4 protein-coding genes (1 of these 4 running past the window's edge) are annotated in these 19,153 nt (G+C 67.6%); all 4 read right to left on the bottom strand.

Going from position 1 to position 19,153, the window contains the following annotated elements; all coding sequences use genetic code 11:
* Positions 1 to 3 precede the first annotated feature (3 nt).
* A complete protein-coding gene (locus ACQR2C_RS11195; RefSeq protein WP_434881130.1) occupies positions 4 to 1,065 on the bottom strand; it encodes a GNAT family N-acetyltransferase in 1,062 nt (353 codons plus the stop codon).
* A gap of 133 nt (positions 1,066 to 1,198) precedes the next feature.
* Positions 1,199 to 2,932, bottom strand: coding sequence for a cyclic peptide export ABC transporter (locus ACQR2C_RS11190; protein WP_434881129.1), 1,734 nt, complete (start codon positions 2,930 to 2,932; stop codon positions 1,199 to 1,201).
* Positions 2,929 to 3,912 carry an alpha/beta hydrolase fold domain-containing protein gene (locus ACQR2C_RS11185; RefSeq protein ID WP_434881128.1) on the bottom strand — a complete coding sequence of 328 codons (984 nt, stop codon included), beginning with the start codon at positions 3,910 to 3,912 and terminating at the stop codon, positions 2,929 to 2,931. Before ACQR2C_RS11185 ends, ACQR2C_RS11190 begins: the two co-directional genes overlap by 4 nt.
* A gap of 7 nt (positions 3,913 to 3,919) precedes the next feature.
* A protein-coding gene (locus tag ACQR2C_RS11180) for a non-ribosomal peptide synthase/polyketide synthase (RefSeq protein ID WP_434881127.1) crosses the window boundary here: on the bottom strand, positions 3,920 to 19,153 show its 3' portion. Its footprint extends 1,167 nt past the window's final position; only the last 15,234 of its 16,401 coding nucleotides appear in the window; its start codon lies off the right edge, out of view; its stop codon occupies positions 3,920 to 3,922.

Here is a 19,153-nt window from a genome sequence, read left to right as displayed (position 1 = left end):
GCGCTAGGCTTCTGTGGGTGCTTCCTTGGCCGCCGGCTGCCACAGCCGGTCGCCGAAGAAGCGCTCGCGCAGCAACATGACCAGGGTTGCCCGCTTGTGTGGGAAGTCGAAATTCTTGAGCCGGGCAAACCCCGCCAGATCCAGGTTGCGAAGCTGCTGGGAATGTGCCGCCGCCGGCTCGCCGACGACACGTTCGGTGCGACAGTCGTCGAGGAACATGTAGTGCATGAGTGAGGGAAGCCAGGCCGTGATGAAGCGGCGGCCCCGGAAGCCGTCCTCGCCGACGATCACGTGCCAGCCGCGATCATAGTCCGCCGCGTCGTAGAACGGTGCGATACGATTTTCCTTCGCCCAGTAGAGCTCGAAATAGCCGAACGGCTGATCTCCGAAGCAGCCGATCAGCGGCACCATGTGCGGGTCCGACATGATCCGTGACAGATATTGCCGGTGCTTGTCGATGTCCCCCGCTTCGTTCCAGAACGAGTCCACCCGCGGATCGTTGAGCCAGCGGTGGACCAACGGGAGATCGTGAGCGATGTCGATGACGCGAAAGCTGACGACGTCGGACAGCCAGGGAATGAAACGGGCGTAGACGGTGCCGACCGGCTTGGGCGGCCGCCGCGGATGGCGCCTGCCGTCGGTCATCGCGTAGGACTGTGGAAACGCCGGGCGCGCGGCGTCCGTCAGCCAGTTCTCGCGAAACTGCATCACCATGTCCGAATACAGCGCCAGCCTGCCGTCGGTCACCACCGCGAGGCCATCGTTCGCAAGGGCCGATGCTGCTGCCGGGTTGTCGTCGAGTGCAAGGTCGAGCCTCTGCAGCGACGGCGTCCAGGCAAAGACCGCTTCGGCCATTGCCGCGGCTCCGCGCGACAGCCGGCGCCAATCATCGACCCCGTCGTGCACGATCAGACGCGTCAGTTCGCCATCCGGCCGAAGCGCCAGCAGTGGCGCGCCGTCCGCGATCACCCGAAGCCCGTCATCGTCGCGAACGACCGACATTGTCGCGTCGGTTGCGACAGGGAATGTCCGGATACTGCCCGTAACGCTCGCGGTCGCGCTCATGCGAACTCCCTCCCTCTCATTGATCTGCACGGGCGTCATCTCTGTCCACTCCCGCTCAGGATGTAGATCGGCCGGCACGACGAAGACAACAAAGTCCGTAGCGCTGTTTTTAGATTAACTACAAAGATGCGGCTCACGGCTTCGATGCTCCAAGCGATGCAGCGGGTTCATGCAGAACAGTCGTAAGCGTGCGCTGCCTTTGTGCCGGCTCGCGGCGTTCCGCGGCGTCGCTGGCGTCAATCCGACCGTCGCGCAGACGCACGATCCGATCGGCGCAGTGGAAGTAGCGATCGTCGTGCGAGATCACAATGATCGTCTTGCCGAGACGTTTGAGGTCGGCGAGCAGCTCGGTGTAGAAGATTTGGCGGAACACTGGATCCTGATCGGCCGCCCATTCGTCGAACACCAGCACCGGCCGTCCCTCGATCCAGGCATCGATCAGGGCGAGCCGCTTGCGCTGGCCCGTCGACAGGTCGGTGGTGGAGAACGCGCCGCCATCGATCGAGACCTTGTGAGCGAGCTCGAGTCGGTCGAGATAGCGATGTGCGAGGTCAGGCGGCTGGTTGCTCTGCTGCGCCAGGGTGTCGAACAGGAAATAGTCCGAGAATATCGTGGTGAAGAGCTGCCGGTAGTCATCGCGGGTCTCGCTGACGACGGGATTGCCGTCGCGCAGCAGCACGCCGCGGTCCGGCACATAGAGCCCGAGCAGCAGCTTGATCAGCGTCGTCTTGCCGCTGCCGTTCTCACCGACGATGAAGACGATCTCGCCGCGGCGAATGCGAAGGTCGATCGGTCCGATGACAAAAGGGCGTTCGGATGACGACGCAGGGAATGCGTAGGAGACGCCGCGCAGCTCGATGGATTCGATCTGCTCAGCGGTCCGATCCCGGGGATCATCGAGCAGTTCAGCCTCTGCGGCGGTGAAACGCTCCGACAACTCGGCGATCCGGCGCATCGCAACCTGGGCGCGGCCGAGCGACGGCAGCATGCCGATCAACTGGTCGATCGGTCCGCGCATGAACAGCAGCACCAGCACGAAGCCGCTGGACACCGAGGCCGGGCTGTCGGGCCACAGCAGTGGACGCAGCACCAGCGCGGTCCCGATCACCAGAAACAGCAGAACCGTCCCGAGCGCACGCGCCGTCACCAGCAGATTGATCGCCTTGATCTGCACGTCGCCGATCCGGTCGACCGTCCGTCCGATCAGATCGACATGGACATGGCGCCGGCGCTGGCGATGAAGACGGAGCTCCTTGGCACCGTCGGAGATCGCGCGGTAGTGCTTCTGCAGATCGTCTTCGTATTGGCGCGCGAGATTGAAGCCCGTCATTCCGCGCTTGCGGGCGAGGTAATGGACGAACGACCCGAGCGCGATCAAGATTGCCGTGACCAGGAACAACGGCCACGACAGCACCGCGAGGTAGATCAGGCAGCCGGCGACGATGACGCCGGACACCAGGAAGGCGGGAAAGAAGAAGGCGAAATCGCTGATGGCATCGACGTCCTTGGTCAGGACCGGGATGAGGCGGTGCGACCGATAGGCTTCGAGCTGGTCGATCGGCGCCATCAGGATCTTAGCGGCCAGCGACTTGCGCAACGAGGCCACGATCCGCTGCCCGACGATATTGGCGCTGATGTCAGAGCCAACCGACCCGATCACGATCAGGATGCAGAGACCCGCGAACGAGGCAATCAGGCCGCCGACGTCGCCTGCGCCTGCGTAAAGGCCGCGGTTCACCACGGCGAGCAGACCCGCAACGCTGGCGCCGCCGAGCAGGCCGAGCAGGATGGCTGCCGCCAGCAGCAGCCAATACGGCCGCAGCAGGCTTCCGACGTTGGCAATTGCCGGATTGGATGGCGTCATCATCGGTCGCCGGCTCCCATTCGTGTGGCGAAGACAGCGGCGAGCTTGTCGCCGATGTCGGCGCGGGCCTGGAGGGCGTCGGGCACGACGTTGCCCATGCGCAGGAACTCGTGGACCATGCCGGGATAGACCTTCAAGTCCACAGCGACGCCGGCCTCGCGCAAGCGTGCGGCATAGGCCTGCCCCTCGTCGACCAGCGGATCGAACTCGGGCAGCACGATCAGCGCGGGCGCGACGCGCGTGAGGTCGGAGGCCGCCAGCGGCGCAAATCGCCAGTCGTGGCGATCAGTGCCTTCGGGCAGATAGTGGTCGAAGAACCAGTCGACGGTCTCGCGCTCGAGCAGATAGCCCGAGCCGTAGTTCTCGTAGGAGTCCGAGATCTGCTGCGGGCTGAGCCCGGGATAAGCGAGGACCTGAAGGATCGGCTGCGGCAAGGCCCGGTCGTCGCGCGCGGCGATTGCCAGCGCCGCGGCCAGCGTTCCGCCCGCGCTGTCGCCGCCGATCGCGACTCGCCGCGGGTCGAAGCCAAGCGCCGGCCCCTCGCCCCCGATCCAGGTGAGCGCATCGACGCAATCCTCGAACGCCGTCGGAAACCGATGCTCCGGCGCCAGCCGATAGTCGATCGACAGCACCGCCGCGCCGCTGTCAACCGCGAGGCCGCGGCACAGCGGCTGGTGCGAGTCGAGGCTGCCGACGACGAAGCCGCCGCCATGCATGTAGAGCAGCACGGGCATCGGATCGGCGACATCCAACGGCCGCGCTGCATAGAGCCGCCCTGCAATCTCCGTCCCGTCGCGCATCGGCAGCGCAAGCTGCCTCTCGAACGCCAGCGGCGGTGGATCGACATCCAGCAGCGGCGAGGAGGCGTCGAAATCGGCGCGCGCCTGCGCCGGCGTGAGTTGCGGAAACGGGATGCGCGCGCCGGTTTCGGTTCCGAGCTGGATCATCTCGAGCAACGCGGCGATATCAGGGTGAAGGCTCATGACCACCTCATTCAGCCGGTTCGGACTGCAGCGCCGGCGATGTCTGCGCCGCCTTGTCCGGCTCCAGCCACGCGCCCAGCGCCGTCAGGAAGGATTCGTTGCTCAGGATCCCGAAGTGATCGTCGCCGACCACGCCGAGGTCTGCCGCCTGCGGCAGCCGCGCCACGAGCCGATCGCGCTGTCGAAGCCGGCCCGAGGTCCACCAGCAGCCGGGCGCAACAGCGAGATCAGCCGGCCATTCGGCCGTTTGCGCCAGTTGCGCGAGATGGCGTCCGACTCTGAAGGCCGCGACGATGTCGTCGATGCCGAGAAGGCCGTCGCGCGGCTGCAGCGGTGCCATGCCGATCGCATCGGCGACGAGGCCCCGGATCACCTCGTCCGTCGCCGGCGCATCGGCGGAGCGGATCGCCGTCACCTGCGACGCGATCGCTGACAACTGCACGCCCGGCGCCGTGACCGAGAGCAGCGCGAGCAAGTCGTCAGTCCAATGTCGCGACGGCTGCTGGCCACCATGCGGAACGAAGCTGTCGATCAGCGCCAGGCGCTCGACCCGCGCGCCGCGCCTTTGCAGTTCGGCGGCAACCAGACCCGCGAGCAGCCCGCCGAGTGACCATCCGATCAGACAATACGGCCCTTTGCTCTGCGTCCGTACGATCTCGTCGGTATAGTCCACGGCCATCGCCGCCAGCGAGCGATCGACGAAGGATGGCTCGATCAGCGTCCGGCACTGCAGACCGATCAGTTGCCGTTCTCCCTCTATGCGCCGCGCCAGCGGCGCATAGTCGAACACCGTGCCGAAGCCGCCGTGAAGGCAGAACACCGGCGCCGCGCCGTCGACCGGCGAACTCAGGGGCAGCAGCGCCGACGGCCGCGTGGATGATGCTGCGGGCGGGCCGAGCAAGGCGCGAATGGTCGGCTTCTGCAAGAGATCCCGCAGCTTGATCTCGCCATCGAGGACCGGGTCGCGGCGAAGCCGCGCGATCACCTTGAGGCTGAGAATCGAGTTGCCGCCGAGCTCGAAGAAGTTGTCGGTGACGCCGACTTGCGCGACGCCGAGAACCTCCGCCCACAGCTTTGCCATCGCGGCCTCGGCCGGATTTCCCGGCGCGACGAACGCGCGTCCGGCTGCAATATCGGGCGCGGGCAACGCCTTGCGATCGACCTTGCCGCTCGACAGCGTGGGCAGGCGCTCGAGCACGATGATACGGGCCGGAACCATGTAGGCCGGCAATGTCCGGCGCAGCGCGGCGGTCAGCGCCGCCGACAGGCGCTCGGCCGCTGCAGCGGCGGCGTCACCCGGCGCCCGTGGCGCCACATAGGCCACGAGCTGACTTCCTCCCGCACCCGCCACCGCGAGCACGGCAGCCTGTGCGACTGCGGGGTCGCTCAGCAGAGCCGATTGGATTTCGCCAAGCTCGATCCGGAAGCCGCTGACCTTGACCTGGTCGTCGCTGCGCCCGAGATACTCGATCGTGCCGCTCGCATCCCATCGGGCCAGGTCGCCGGTGCGATAGAGACGTGCGCCCTCCTCCGTCGAAAATGGATCCGGCACGAAGCGTTCCGCCGTCATGCCTGGCTTGGCGAGGTAGCCGCGCGCGAGCCCGAAGCCGCCGACATAGAGCTCGCCGGCTGCGCCTGCCGGAACGAGATTCAGCGCGCCATCGAGGATGTAGGCGGTGCGGCGGCCGACGGGAATGCCGATCGGCGCATAGGCCTTGTCGCATGCCGTGTTGCCATCGACCTTCCACACCAGCGGTGTCACGACGGTCTCGGTCGGACCATAGCCGTTGATCAGGATCCGCGGCTTCAGCGCCCGCCTCACCTTGTCGAAGCCGGCCTTCGGCATGGCCTCGCCACCGAACGAATACAACCGCACCGGCGGCGGATTGCCGGTCTGCTCCACCCATTCGGCGACCTGCTGCAGATAGGCCGGCGGCAGGCCGATATGGGTGACGCGCTGCGCATGAAGCTCTGCAACTGTCTGCTCCGGCGTCCACAGCTCCGCATCGCGCATGACCAGCCGTGCGCCCTGCGACAGCACCGTAAGCCACCGTTCATGCGCGCCGTCGAAGGCCAGCGACAGGAAATGCAGCTCGGTTGCGTGCTCGTCGAGCTCGTAGAGCGCAGCGGTCGCCCGGCAATGCATCGCCAGCGGTCCATGCGCGACCGCGACGCCTTTCGGCCGCCCGGTCGAGCCGGACGTGTAGATCACATAAGCCAGATTCTCCGGATGCAGGCCCGGATCCGGCGCATGGTGCGGACCGCTGTCGAAATCGAACGAGGCCAGATCGACGGCCTGGACGCCTTCGGTGGCGGCGATCTCATGCACGCCGGACAGCAGCATGCTCATCCCGGAATCGCGCATCAGATGGGCGATGCGGTCCGGCGGCAGCTCGGGATCGAGCGGCACATAGGCTCCGCCGGCCTTCAGCACGGCGAGCAGCGCGGCCATCGTCACTTCGTTGCGCTCGACGACGACGCCGACGCGCTGGTCTGGCTGGAGCCCGGCGCCGACGAGGCGGAGCGCGAGCCGATTGGCGCGACGATCGAGCTCGCCGTAGGACACGTTCCTGCCGCCGATCGTGAGGGCGACACGTTCCGGGTCACGCTGGGCATGACCGCTGATCATCTCGTGCACGAGCGGACGCGTCGCGGAAGACGCCGCCCGGCCATTGCAGGCGTCAGCGCGCTGCACATCCAGAGCGGTAGCCGCATCGATTGCGCCGAGCGCGGCTTCCGGACTTCGCATGATAGCCGCGAGCAGATGTTCGAATTGCGCCCTCACCTGCTCCGCCTGATCCGGCGTGAAGTGGCTCGGCATATAGGTGAACTCGACCTGCAGCGTATCCTCGACCATGATGGACAGGTCCATCGGATAGTTGGTGACGTCGACATTGCGCAGCTCGCCGAATTGAAGCGAGCCGTCGCCCTGCAGCAGGCCCCGGTCGACGGGATAGTTCTCGAACACGATGATACTGTCGAACATGCTCTCGCCAGCGCGGCCGGCCCAGCTCTGGATGTCGTAGAGCGGCGTCTGCTCGAAATTGCGCATCGCCGCGTTACGGTCCTGCATGGCACGCAGCCAGTCGCCGATCGTGGTGGCCGGCGACGGCGTCTCGATCACCGGCAGCGTATTGATGAACAGGCCGATCATCTGCTCGGCCCCGTCGAGACCAGCCGGACGGCCGGCGACGGTGACACCGAAGGTGACGGTCTGCTGGCCGGTGTAGCGTTGCAGCAGCAGCGCCCAGACGCCCTGGATGAGCGTGTTCAGGGTGATGCGCTCGCGCCGAGCAAACGCCTTCAAGGCCGCGGTCGCGTCTTCGTCGAGCCGCGTGTAGCAGCGCTGGTGCCCGTGCGCATCGTGGCGCCGTGCTCCGAAGGCATCGGCCAGTTGCGTCGGCTGGTGGAAGGCCGTGAGCTGTCCGCGCCAGAAGCGCTCGGCGGCCTGCGCGTCTTGGGCGAGCAGCCAGGCAACATAGTCGCGATAGAGCGCCGAGTGAGAGACGAGCGCACGCCCGGAATAGCGCTGCAGGATTTCGCCGATGAAGCGGGCCGAGCTCCAGCCGTCCATCAGGATGTGATGGTAGGTCCAGATCAGGCGATGACGATCCTGGTCGAGGCGCACCAGGCGGACACGCTGCAGCGGCGGCACCGCGAGATCGAACTCGACGTCACGCTCCGCGGCCAGCGCCGACGACAGAAGCGCTTCATCGACGGCCTGCCCGCGCCAGTCTTCCATCGCGAACGGCACGCTCGCTACACGATGGACGGCCTGCAGCGGAGCGCCGGACAGCTCGCGCCAGAGAAATCCGGTGCGCAGCATCGGATGACGGGCAGAGACCTCCTGCCACGCACCGCGCAGCCGCTCGACATCCAGACCGCGAATCTCGACGCTGATCTGGTTGACATACACGCCGCTGCCGGCATCGCGCAGGCTGTGGAACAGCATTCCCTGCTGCATCGGCGAGAGCGGGTAGACGTCCTCGATATGGTCCCAGTCGACGCCGAGCCGGGCGAGCTCCTCGCTGGTCAGCCCGGACAATGCGCCGCGCGCGAGCGCAATCGCGGGCTGATCTTTCCGCGCCGCTCGGCAGGCCGGCGCGAGCAGCTCGATCGTCTGCAGAAGGAATACGTCTCTCGGCTCCAGTTCGAGACCGGCGCGGCGTGCGCGACTGACCATCTGCAACGAGATGATCGAGTCGCCGCCGAGCTCGAAGAAATTGTCGGTGACGCCGACGTCCGGCTGGTGCAGCAGCTCGGCCCAGATCGCCGCGAGTGCGGCCTCGGTCGGATTGCGTGGCGCGATGCGCTGTCCCTGCCCGGGCCGGCTATCGGGCAATGGCAAGGCCTTGCGATCGATCTTGCCGTTCGGCGTCAGCGGCAGAAGCGGCAGCACCATGACGCGCGACGGCACCATGTAGTCCGGCAGCGCCGACGCGAGTGTCGCGCGCAGCTCGGCTCCGTCGAGCCCATCGTCGCCGCTGACATAGCCGACGAGCTGCCGCCCGCCGCCGAGCTCTTGCGCCACCACGACGCTGTCGCGGACGCCGGGCTGCGTGCGCAGCCGCGCCTCGATCTCGCCGAGCTCGATGCGGTGGCCGCGGATCTTCACCTGATGGTCCGCACGGCCGACATAGTCGAGCAATCCATCGGCCCGCCACCGCGCCAGATCGCCGGTCCGGTACAGCCGCGCACCGGGATCGCCGAATGGATCGGGAACGAAGCGCTCGGCGCTGAGCGCCGCCCGGCGCCAATAGCCGCGGGCCAGGCCTTCGCCGCCGATGAAGAGCTCGCCCGTCACGCCGACAGGGGCGCGGTTGAGATCGCCGTCGAGCACGTGGAGCGTGGTGCTGCCGATCGGGCCGCCGAGGACGGGTGCGGGATCGCGCGCATCGAGCCGATGACGTGCCGACCACACCGTGGTTTCAGTCGGCCCGAACAGGTTCCATACCTCGCCGCCGAGCGCGAGCAGCCGGAGCGCCAGATCGGGCGCCAGCGCCTCGCCGCCGCTCAGCAGGCGGCAGCCTTGAGGCAGCCATCCATGCGCGCCGTCGTCATGGTCGAGCAGCATGCGCCAGCTCGACGGCGTGGCCTGGATCATTGTCGCGCCGTGACGGGCCACGATCGCTTTCAACGCCGCGGGATCATGGGCCGAGGCGCGGTCCGCCAGCACGATCTGCGCGCCATGAGTCAGCGGCAACCAGAGTTCGAGCACCGCGATGTCGAACGACAGCGAGGTCAAACCGAGCACGCGGTCATCGCGCGCAATGCCCGGCTGCTCAGCCATGGTCGTCAGGAAATTCGTCACCGCGCCATGGCGCACCATCACGCCCTTGGGCAGTCCGGTCGAGCCGGAGGTGTAGATGACGTAAGCGAGGTTCTCAGGATGGATGGCGACGTCGAGATTCCCGACGTCGACAGCTTCTTCTCCAGCCGCCTCGTCCAGCAGCCAGGCCTCGGCATGGCCGTCCGCCAGCACCGGCGCAAGCCGATCGCGGAGCGTCGCCTGCGTCAGCAGCAGCTTCGCGCCGCTGTCGGCCAGCATGTGCGCGAGACGCTCGGCCGGATAGTCGGGATCGAGCGGCAGATAGGCCCCGCCCGCCTTGAGCACCGCGAGCAGCGCCACCATCATCGTAGCACCGCGCTCCAGCGCCAGTCCCACCACCACGTCGGGACCGACGCCGTGCTCCCTGAGCCGATGGCCCAGCCGGTTCGCACGCGCATTCAGCGCGACGTAGCTGAGCGTGTCCTCATTGTGCACGAGCGCGATCGCATCAGGTGCGCGCTCCGCCTGCGCCTCGAACTGAGCGACGACACCGGGCGATATCACGGCGGCCGCTGTCGCGTTCACCTGTGCCAGCAGCGCGAGATCCGCGGGATCATCAGCCTCAATGCGGCCGACCGCCTGCTCCGCATCGCGAGTGATGGCCGCAAGCAGTTGCACGAACGCCATCTGCAGCCGACGGATCTGAACGTCGTCGAAATGTTGCTGCTGGAAATTGAACACCAACCGTAGCTCGCTTTCGAGACCGACGCTCACGAACAGCGGGTAGTTGCTGGTTTCGAGGATCCTCGTCCGGCTGACGCTCAGACGGCCATCTCGGGTCTTCAAGGCCGCGTCCACCGGATAGTTCTCGAACACGAGGATGCTGTCGAACAGTGGACGCCCGCTCCTGCCCGCGATCCGCTGGATGTCGGCCAGCGGCATCCAGCCGTGATCCCGCAGGCCGAGATTGCGATCCTGCAAGTCCCGCAGCCACGCGCCGACGCGCTGCTCCGGATCCTTGGTATCGACCACCGGCAAGGTGTTGATGAAGAGGCCGACCATCTCTTCGGCGCCGGCGAGCTCGGCGGGCCGGTCCGATACCGTCACGCCGAAGCAGACCGTCGGCTGGCCGGTGAACCGACGGAGCAGTTGCGCCCAAGCCGCCTGCACCACCGTGTTCAGCGTGACCCGTTCGCGGGTCGCGAAGCGTTGCAGCCGCTCGCTGAGATCGGCGTCCACCGCCATGGCGAGCGAGCCATGGCCGACGCGCGCGCCAGCCGCGGATTGCGACAGCAGGCTCGGCTCGTCGAGCCCGGCCAACGCCGCTCGCCAGAACGCGGCCGCAGCACCCTGGTCCTGCGCCTGCAGCCATCCGATGTAGTCGCGGAAGCGCGGCGGCTGTCCCTGCAGCGTCCCCTGCCCTTCTTGCTGCATCACCTCGGCGATGAAGCGGGCCGAGCTCCAGCCGTCCATGACAATGTGATGATGGGTCCAGATCAACCAATGCCGGTCGTCGTCGATCCGGACCAGCCTCACATGCTGCAGCGGTGGTCGCGAGAGATCAAACCCGTCGGCGCGCTCGCGGTCCGCGGCCGCCGTGAGCGCAGCCTCCAGCGCCGACGGAGTAAGTCCCGCCGCACGTTCCCGCCAATCCTCCGCGACGAAGGCAACGTCGGCATTGCGATAAACGACCTGCTGCGGTGGTCCGGGCAATTCACGCCAGAGGAAGCCGGTGCGAAGCACGGCATGGCGACGGCTGACCGCCTGCCAAGCGGCTTGCAGCTTGCCGGCGTCGAGGCCGCGGATCTCTGCTGCAACCTGGTTGACGTAGACCCCGGTGCCGTCGTCGTGCAGCGCGTGAAACAACATACCTTGCTGCATCGGCGACAGCGGATAGATATCCTCGATCTCGCGCCAATCCAGCGCCAGCGCATCGAGCTCGGCCTGGCTCAGCTTCGACAGCGGCACATCGGACGGCGTCAGGCCATGGACACCGCTCGTGCAGTGGTCGACCAGCTCACGCAGCGCCGCTCCGAAACAATCGGCGACGCGGGTCACGGTCTCGCGTCGATAGCGCTTCCTGCTGAAGCCGAACGACAACTGCAGACGGCCGTCGAGCACCCTCGCATTGATCGCGATATGGTGGCGGAGCGGGCTCGACGCCGCACGCGAAGGTCCTGCGCTCTCGGGCGCGATCGAGAACAGCGCCGTCTCGTCCGCGCTGCCATCGACCTGACCGAGATAGTTGAACCCGATGCGCGGCTGCAGGCCCGTCCTCAGCGCCGCACGCTGGGCATCAGACCCCAGGTAACGCAGCACGCCGTAGCCAAGTCCCCGGTTGGGGACGGACCGCAGCATCTCCTTGGTCGCCTTGATCAGCTCGGCGGGCGGCTGCGATCCAGCCGTCAATTGCACCGGAAAGGCGGTTGTGAACCAGCCGATGGTTCGCGACAGATCGAGCCCGTCGCCGAGATCCTCGCGGCCGTGGCCTTCGAGCTCGATCGCCATGATCTCACGGCCCGACCACTGCCACAACGCACGCGCCAGCGCCGACAGCAGCAGATCATTGACCTGGGTTCGGTACGCGCCGTGCGCGGCGCCCAGCAGACGCGCGGTCAGCTCCGCGTCGATCGCGAGCAGCACGTCGTCAGCGTCGGCGCTCGTATCCCGATCCGCATGATCGACATCGCACGGCAGGTCATCCGTCTGCCGGAGACCGGACCAATGATCGAGCTCGGCAGCCAGCACATCCGAGCACGCGTGCGCGTGCAGTGCTGCGCCCCATTGGGCATAGGCGTGCGTCTTGGGCGGCAGCGTCGCCTCCTGCCCACGCATGAGCTGATCATAGGCCGCCGCGAGATCCTCCAGCAGCACACGCCACGACACGCCGTCGATCACGAGGTGATGGATCACGATCAGGAGGCGCTGCCCGCCGTCCGGCAGATCGATGCCGACCATCTGCACCAGACGACCCTGCGCGAGCGAGAGGCTCGCCTGGACCTCAGCGGCCAGCGCGGTGACCGCCTCGCCGTCGGCCAGCTCGCACGATCGGAACAGACCGGAGGCGGCCGGCGCCGACGCGTGCTCGGCGCGCCAAGTGCCGTCGATGCGTTGGAAGCGCAGCCTCAGCGCATCATGATGGGTGACGACGGCCACCGCCGCGCGCCGCAGCACGTCCCAGTCGAGCCGCTGCTGCGGCCGCAGCAGCAGGGCCTGGTTCCAGTGATCGGGCGCGTCCAGCTCCTGCTCGAAGAAGCGGAGCTGAATCGGCAACAACGGCAGTGGCCCGGAGACGAGGCCCTGCTCCGCCGTCGTCTCCAGCCGAGCGATCTGCCGCGCGTCGCGCGCCAGGGCTTCCAGTGTCTGATGCTTGAAGACGTCGCGCGGCTCGATCAGAAGGCCGGCTCGCCGCGCGCGACTGACCATCTGCAGCGAGATGATGGAATCGCCGCCGAGCTCGAAGAAATTGTCGGTCATGCCGACATCGGGCTGATGCAGCAACTCGGCCCAGATGGCCGCCAGCGCAGCCTCGGCCGCCGTCCGCGGCGCAATCCGCGTGACTGATGCGGGCGCCTCCGGCGCTGGCAGCGCATTGCGATCGACCTTGCCATTCACCATCAGCGGAAGACGATCGAGCACCACGATCCGCGCCGGCACCATGTAGTCCGGCAGCGTCGCGGACAAGGCGTCGCGCAGCACCGCAGCATCGAGCGTGCCGTCACCGCAGACATAGCCGATCAGTTGGCGGCCTGCCCCGAATTCCCTGGCGATGACGACGGCCGCAGTGACCGATTGCTGCTGCCGAAGCCGCGCCTCGATCTCGCCGAGCTCGATGCGGAAGCCGCGAACCTTCACCTGATGATCGGTGCGGCCGACATAGTCGATGGCGCCGTCGCTGCGCCAGCGCGCCAGATCGCCGCTCCGGTACAGCCGCACGCCGGGAGGTCCGAACGGATCGGGAATGAAGCGCTCGGCCGTCAGCGCCGCGCGACCGAGATAGCCGCGCGCCAGCCCGTCGCCGCCAATATAGAGCTCGCCCGTCGTACCCTCGGCGACCGGATTGAGGTCGGCATCGAGAATGCGCAGGATCGTACCCGGGATCGGCACGCCGATCGGAACGCGTGGCCCGCTCGCCTCGCGGCAGCTCCAGAAGCTGGCATTGATGAGCGCTTCGGTCGGTCCATAGCGGTTGTCGAACCGGATCGCTGGAAATACCGCGTAGACTTGGTCCCTCAGCTGGACCGGCAGAGCCTCGCCGCCAGAGAACAGGCGTTTCAAGCTCACGCATCGGCGCGCCTCGGGCTCGGCCACGAATTGCGCGAGCATCTGGGGCACGAAATGCAGCGTCGTGACGCCATGCGCAATGACCGCATCGATCAGCCGCTTCGGCTCGCGATGGGCGCCCGGCGCTGCGATCGCAAGCCGCGCGCCGACCGTCAACGGCCACAGGATTTCCCACACCGCGACGTCGAAGCTGAACGGCGTCTTCTGCAACAGCGTTTCGCCGGGATCGAGCCCGTACTCCCGCTGCATCCAGGCCAGCCGTGCCGCCAGCGCGCCACGCGTGCAGGCCACGCCCTTCGGCATGCCGGTCGAGCCGGACGTGTAGATCACATAAGCGAGGCTCTCGGCGTGGATCGGACTGCGGAGATCCGAATTGCCGGCATCGATCCCGTGCGAAGCGCGGCTGTCGTCGACGGCGATCAGCTCGGCGCCCGCCCCTGCCGTGATCTCCATCAGCCGATCGTGCAACTGCGGCTGCGTCAGCACCAGTCGCGCGCCGCTGTCGCCCAGCATCGCGGCGAGCCGCTGGCTGGGATAATCCGGATCGAGCGGCAGGTAGCCGGCCCCGGCCTTCAGCACCGCCAGCACGGCCACGACCAGATCGGCACTGCGCTCGAATGCGAGGGCGACGGGAGCATCAAGAGCGACGCCGGCCTGCCTGATCTGTCGCGCCAGTCGGTTGGCCCGCGCGTTCAGTTCGGCGTAGCTGATCCCCTCCTGATCAGAGATCAGGGCGACGGCCGCGGGCGACCGTGCGACCTGCTGTTCGATCTGCGTCACGACGTCGATGAAGCCGTCTTTCGCCGTCGGCGCGGCGGGCCCAGAACTCCAGCGGAGCACCCGTTGCAAAGCGTCGGCGTCGAGGCCATGCAGCTCCGCGACCGGGCGGCTGCTGTCGTCGGTGATGCGCCCGAGCAGACAGGCGAACGCCGCCTGCATCCGCTCGATCTGCGGTCGGTCGAACCGGCTGCGATCGTAACGGAATCCGAGCCGGATGCCGGCGTCGGTCGCGAACACCGCGACCGTCAGCGCATAGTTGGTGATCGAGATCTGCTCGGCGCGGCTGGCGCGCGGCCCCTCGGCGGCCTGATCGCGTAGCGCCGCGTCGACCGGATAGTTCTCGAACACGAAGATGGAGTCGAACAGCGGCCGGCCGGCCCGGCCGGCAAGACGCTGGATCTCGTGCAGCGGCATCCAGCCATGCTCGCGCAGGTCGACGTTGCGATCCTGCAAGCCGCGCAGCCAGTCGCCCACCAGCGTTTGCGGTCTCGTATCCTCGAGCACAGGCACGGTGTTGATGAACAGGCCGACCGTCTCTTCCACATCCGCGATCTCGGGCGGCCGGCCGGAAATCGTGGCGCCGAAGCAGACGACATCCTGGCCGGTCAAGCGCCGCAGCAGTTGGCCCCAGGCTCCCTGCAGCAGCGTGTTCAAGGTCACCCGCTCGCGTCGTGCCACGAGCTGCAGCCGCTCGGTTTCCGCCGCATCGATGACGAGGTCGATCGAGGCACGGCCTTCGGCTGGTGCGGCCGGCCAGCCAAGCGCATCGGCGAGCAGGCTCGGCTCGCCGAGCTGCGACAGCGAGCGCGACCAGAACGCAATCGACGCCTCGCGATCCTGTCGCTGCAGCCAGGCAATGTAATCGCGATAGCGGCCGCGCGGTACGCCCAGCGACGCGCCGCCGACATGCTGCATGATCTCCCCGATCAGCCTCGCCGCGCTCCAGCCGTCGAGCAGGATGTGATGATGGGTCCAGATCAGGCGGCAAACGCCGCCGCCGAGATCGATGAGACGGACCCGCTGCAGCGGCGGCCGTGACAGGTCGAAGCCGGCGCGCCATTCGGCCGCCGCCACCTCGGCCAGCGCCGCGTCACGCGTGGCTCGATCCATCGAGTCCGCACGGTCGCGCCAATCCTCCTCGACGAAGGGAACAGGAACCTGCCGATGGACGACCTGCTGCGGCGCGCTCGATAATTCCCTCCACACGAACGCGGTCCGCAGCACCGCGTGTCGTGCCGTCACCGCCTGCCACGCCGCGCGCAGGCGCGCCGCGTCCGCGCCTTCGACGTCGACGGCGATCTGGCTGACATAGTTGCCGCTCTCGCCGTCGCGCAGCGCGTGGAACAGCATGCCCTGCTGCATCGGCGACAGCGGATAGATATCCTCGACATCGCGCCAATCGCACATAGCTCCAAGCAAATCGAGCTCCAGCTGGCCGAGGCGCGACAGCGGAACGTCGGACGGCGTGAGGCCGTGTGCGCCACCGGTGCAATGCGCGACCAGCTCGCGCAACGCCAGGGAATAACACGCGGCCAGCCGCTCGATCGTCGCGCGGCGATAGCGGCGGCGGCCAAAGCTGAATGTCAGCTTCAGCCGGCCGTCGAACACTTGGCCGTTGATGCTGAGCCAGCGGCCGAGCGGCGCGCTGGCGCTGCGCGACGGCCCCGCGCCTTCCGGCGCGAGCGCGAAGGCAAGGTCGGAGCCGGCGCCAAACTGGCCGAGATAGTTGAAGACGATCCGCGGCTCGGCTCCATCCGCCAGGGCGGCGCGCTGCTCGGAGCTGCCGCAATACCGCAGCACGCCGTAGCCGAGCCCGCGCGCCGGGATGGCCCGCAATTCCTCCTTGATCGACCTGATGAGGGTGGCGTCGTCGCTCGCGCCAGCGGAGAGCCGAACCGGAAATGCTGTCGTGAACCAGCCGACCGTGCGCGACAGGTCGATGCCTTCGAACAGATCCTCGCGTCCATGGCCCTCGAGCTCGACCAGGCATTCACCGAGTCCGCACCAGCGGCTGACCGCGCGGGCCAGCGCCGCCAGCAGCAGATCATTGACCTGGGTCCTGTAGGCGGCGGGCGCCTGCTTGAGCAGTTGCCCGGTCACGTCGGCATCGAACGACACGGCGACGTCTTCGCCGTCGGCGACGCGATCGGTCTCCCCGTGATCGTCGTCGCACGGCAGATCGTCAGCGACGCTGCGCTGTCTCCAATAGACGAGCTGGTCGGCCAGCTCCTTGCTCGCGGCGTAGTCTTCGAGCCTCTTGCCCCACGACGCCACGGACTGGCTCTTGGGAGGCAAAACAATCGCGGCCGCGCCCTGCGCCGCCTGTCGATACGCCGCGGCGATGTCCTCGAGTAGGACGCGCCACGACACGCCATCGACGACGAGATGATGCACGACGATCAGAAGCCGCTGGCTGCCGTCCGCAACGTCCATGCCGACGAGGCGCAGCAACGGCCCCTGCAAGGACAGGCTCGCCTGCGCGGCCGCCGCAACCGAGGTGATCTCCGCCGCGTCCTGAACAGTGCGGATCCAGAGGAGATCGGCGCTCGCCGGCATCTTGCCGTATCTCGCGTGCCACGTGCCGTCGCTTTGCTCGAATTGCAGCCGCAGGGCATCGTGATGCGCCACCACGGCATCGACCGCCCGCGCCATCACGCGCCAGTCGAACCGCGCCGAGGGTACGAGCATCAAGGCCTGGTTCCAGTGATGCCGTTGGCCCGCGTCCTCGGCAAAGAAGCGGCGCTGGATCGGCAACAGCGGCACCGGATCGCCGTCGCGCGCGCCGGGCTCAGCGGAGACAATGACCGCCCGATCGCGGCGTGCGACCCGCGCCAGCTCCTGCAGCGTCTGATGCCGGAACAGATCGCGCGGCTCGATTGACAGGCCACGCTGCCGCGCCCGTCCGACCACCTGCAGTGAGATGATGGAATCGCCGCCGAGCTCGAAGAAATTGTCGGTGAGCCCGATCCGCGAATGGCCGAGCAGTTCGGCCCAGATCGCCGCCAGCTCCAATTCCACGGCCGATTGCGGCGCGACATAGTCTGTCTCGGCACACAATGACTCGGGCACCGGCAGAGCGTCGCGATCGACCTTGCCATGCGCCGTGAGCGGCATCTGCGACATCGGCACGATGCGGGCCGGAACCATGTAGTCCGGCAGCTCCTCCGTCAGCGCCGCGCGCAGCGTTGCCTCGTCGAGGCCATCCTCGCCGCGGACATAGCCGATCAGCTGCTGGCGTCCGCCGATCTCGCGTGCAACCACCACCGCCGACTGAACGCCCGTCTGCCGCGTCAGCCGCGCCTCGACCTCGCCCGGCTCGATGCGGAAGCCACGGATCTTGAGCTGATGATCGGACCGTCCGACATAGTCGATGACGCCGTCGGCACGCCAGCGCGCCAGATCGCCCGTGCGATACAGCCGCGCGCCGGGTGCGCCGAACGGATCGGGAATGAAGCGCTCCGCCGTCAGCGCCGGCCGATTCCAATAGCCGGCCGCGAGCCCCTCGCCGCCGATATGAAGCTCGCCGATGACGCCGACCGGAACGATGTTCAGATCGCCGTCGAGAACATAGGCCGAGCGCCGGCCGACCGGACGGCCGATCGGCGCATAGGCGCAGTCGATCTCGGCATCGGCGTCGACCTTCCAGACCAGCGGCGTGACCACCGTCTCCGTCGGACCGTAGCCGTTGATCAGCTTGCGCGGCCGCAGCGCCTGCCTGACCTTGTCGAAGCCCGATTTGGGCATCGCCTCGCCGCCGAACGAATACAGCGACACGGGCGGCGGATCGCCGCGCCACGCCGCGAATTCGGCGAGCTGCTGCAGGTACGCCGGCGGAAAGCCGGCATTGGTCACGCGCTCCGCGCGCATCACCTCGAGCGTCTTCTCCGCCGACCAGAGATCGGCGTCGCGCATCACCAAGGCCGCGCCGCAGCTCAGCGCGGTCCACAACCGCTCATGCGCGCCGTCGAAGGTGAAAGAAAGGAAGTGCAGTTCGCGCGACTGCTGGTCCATCTCGTAGAGACCGGCCGTGGCGTCGCAATGCATCGCGAACGGTCCATGCGCGACCGCGACGCCCTTCGGTACACCGGTGGAGCCGGACGTATAGATCACGTAGGCGAAGCTCGCGGGATGGACATCGACCGCGGGATCAATCTCCGTCGTCTCGGCCGGGATCACGCCGAGATCGACGACTGCGATGCCCGGCATCGGCGGCCATTGCGATCGTCCCGCCGCATCGACCAGCACGACGCGCGCGCCGGCATCGCGAACGGTTGCAGCAAGCCGCGCTGGTGGATGATCGGGATCGAGCGGCAGATAGGCGGCGCCGGCCTTGAGGACGGCAACGAAACCGGCGACGAGATTGGGCGAACGCTGCATCGAGAGCGCGACGAGCTCGCCGGGTCGAACGCCGAGCGCCAGCAGATGCTGCGCGATGGCATTGGCGCGGCGATCGAGCGCCTGATAGCTGATCGTCTCGGCTCCGAACACCAGGGCTGTCGCGCCCGGCGTGTCCTTGGCGTGCCGCGCGAACATCCGGTGCACCGACTGGAACGCCGCGCGCGCGGGCGCGCAGGCATTCCACTGCCTGACGTCGTCGCGCTGCCGGTCCGACAACAGCTCCAGCGCCGCGATCCGGCGCGTGGGATCTGCGACCATTTCCTGCAGGATCGTCAGCCAATGGCCGGCGAGCCGCGTGATGGTCGACCGCTCGAACAACGCGGTGGCAAAGGAAAACAGCGCCGAGACGTCCCCCGACGGCAATTCCTCGCTGTCGAGCGCGAGGTCGAATTTCACCGTCTCAATCTCGGCCGCGATCGTCTCGATCTGCAATTCAGAGCTAGCCGGCGCATGCGCCGGCCCGCGCCGATGCTGATGGTTGTAGAGCACCTGGAACAGCGGCGTCTGGCT

Origin of the sequence: Bradyrhizobium sp. HKCCYLRH3061 (assembly GCF_051168015.1) — a bacterium.
In the GTDB taxonomy this organism is placed as follows: Bacteria; Pseudomonadota; Alphaproteobacteria; order Rhizobiales; family Xanthobacteraceae; genus Bradyrhizobium.
The sequence above is the reverse complement of the archived record's forward strand: the minus strand, read 5'-3'. Positions and strand labels throughout refer to the sequence as shown.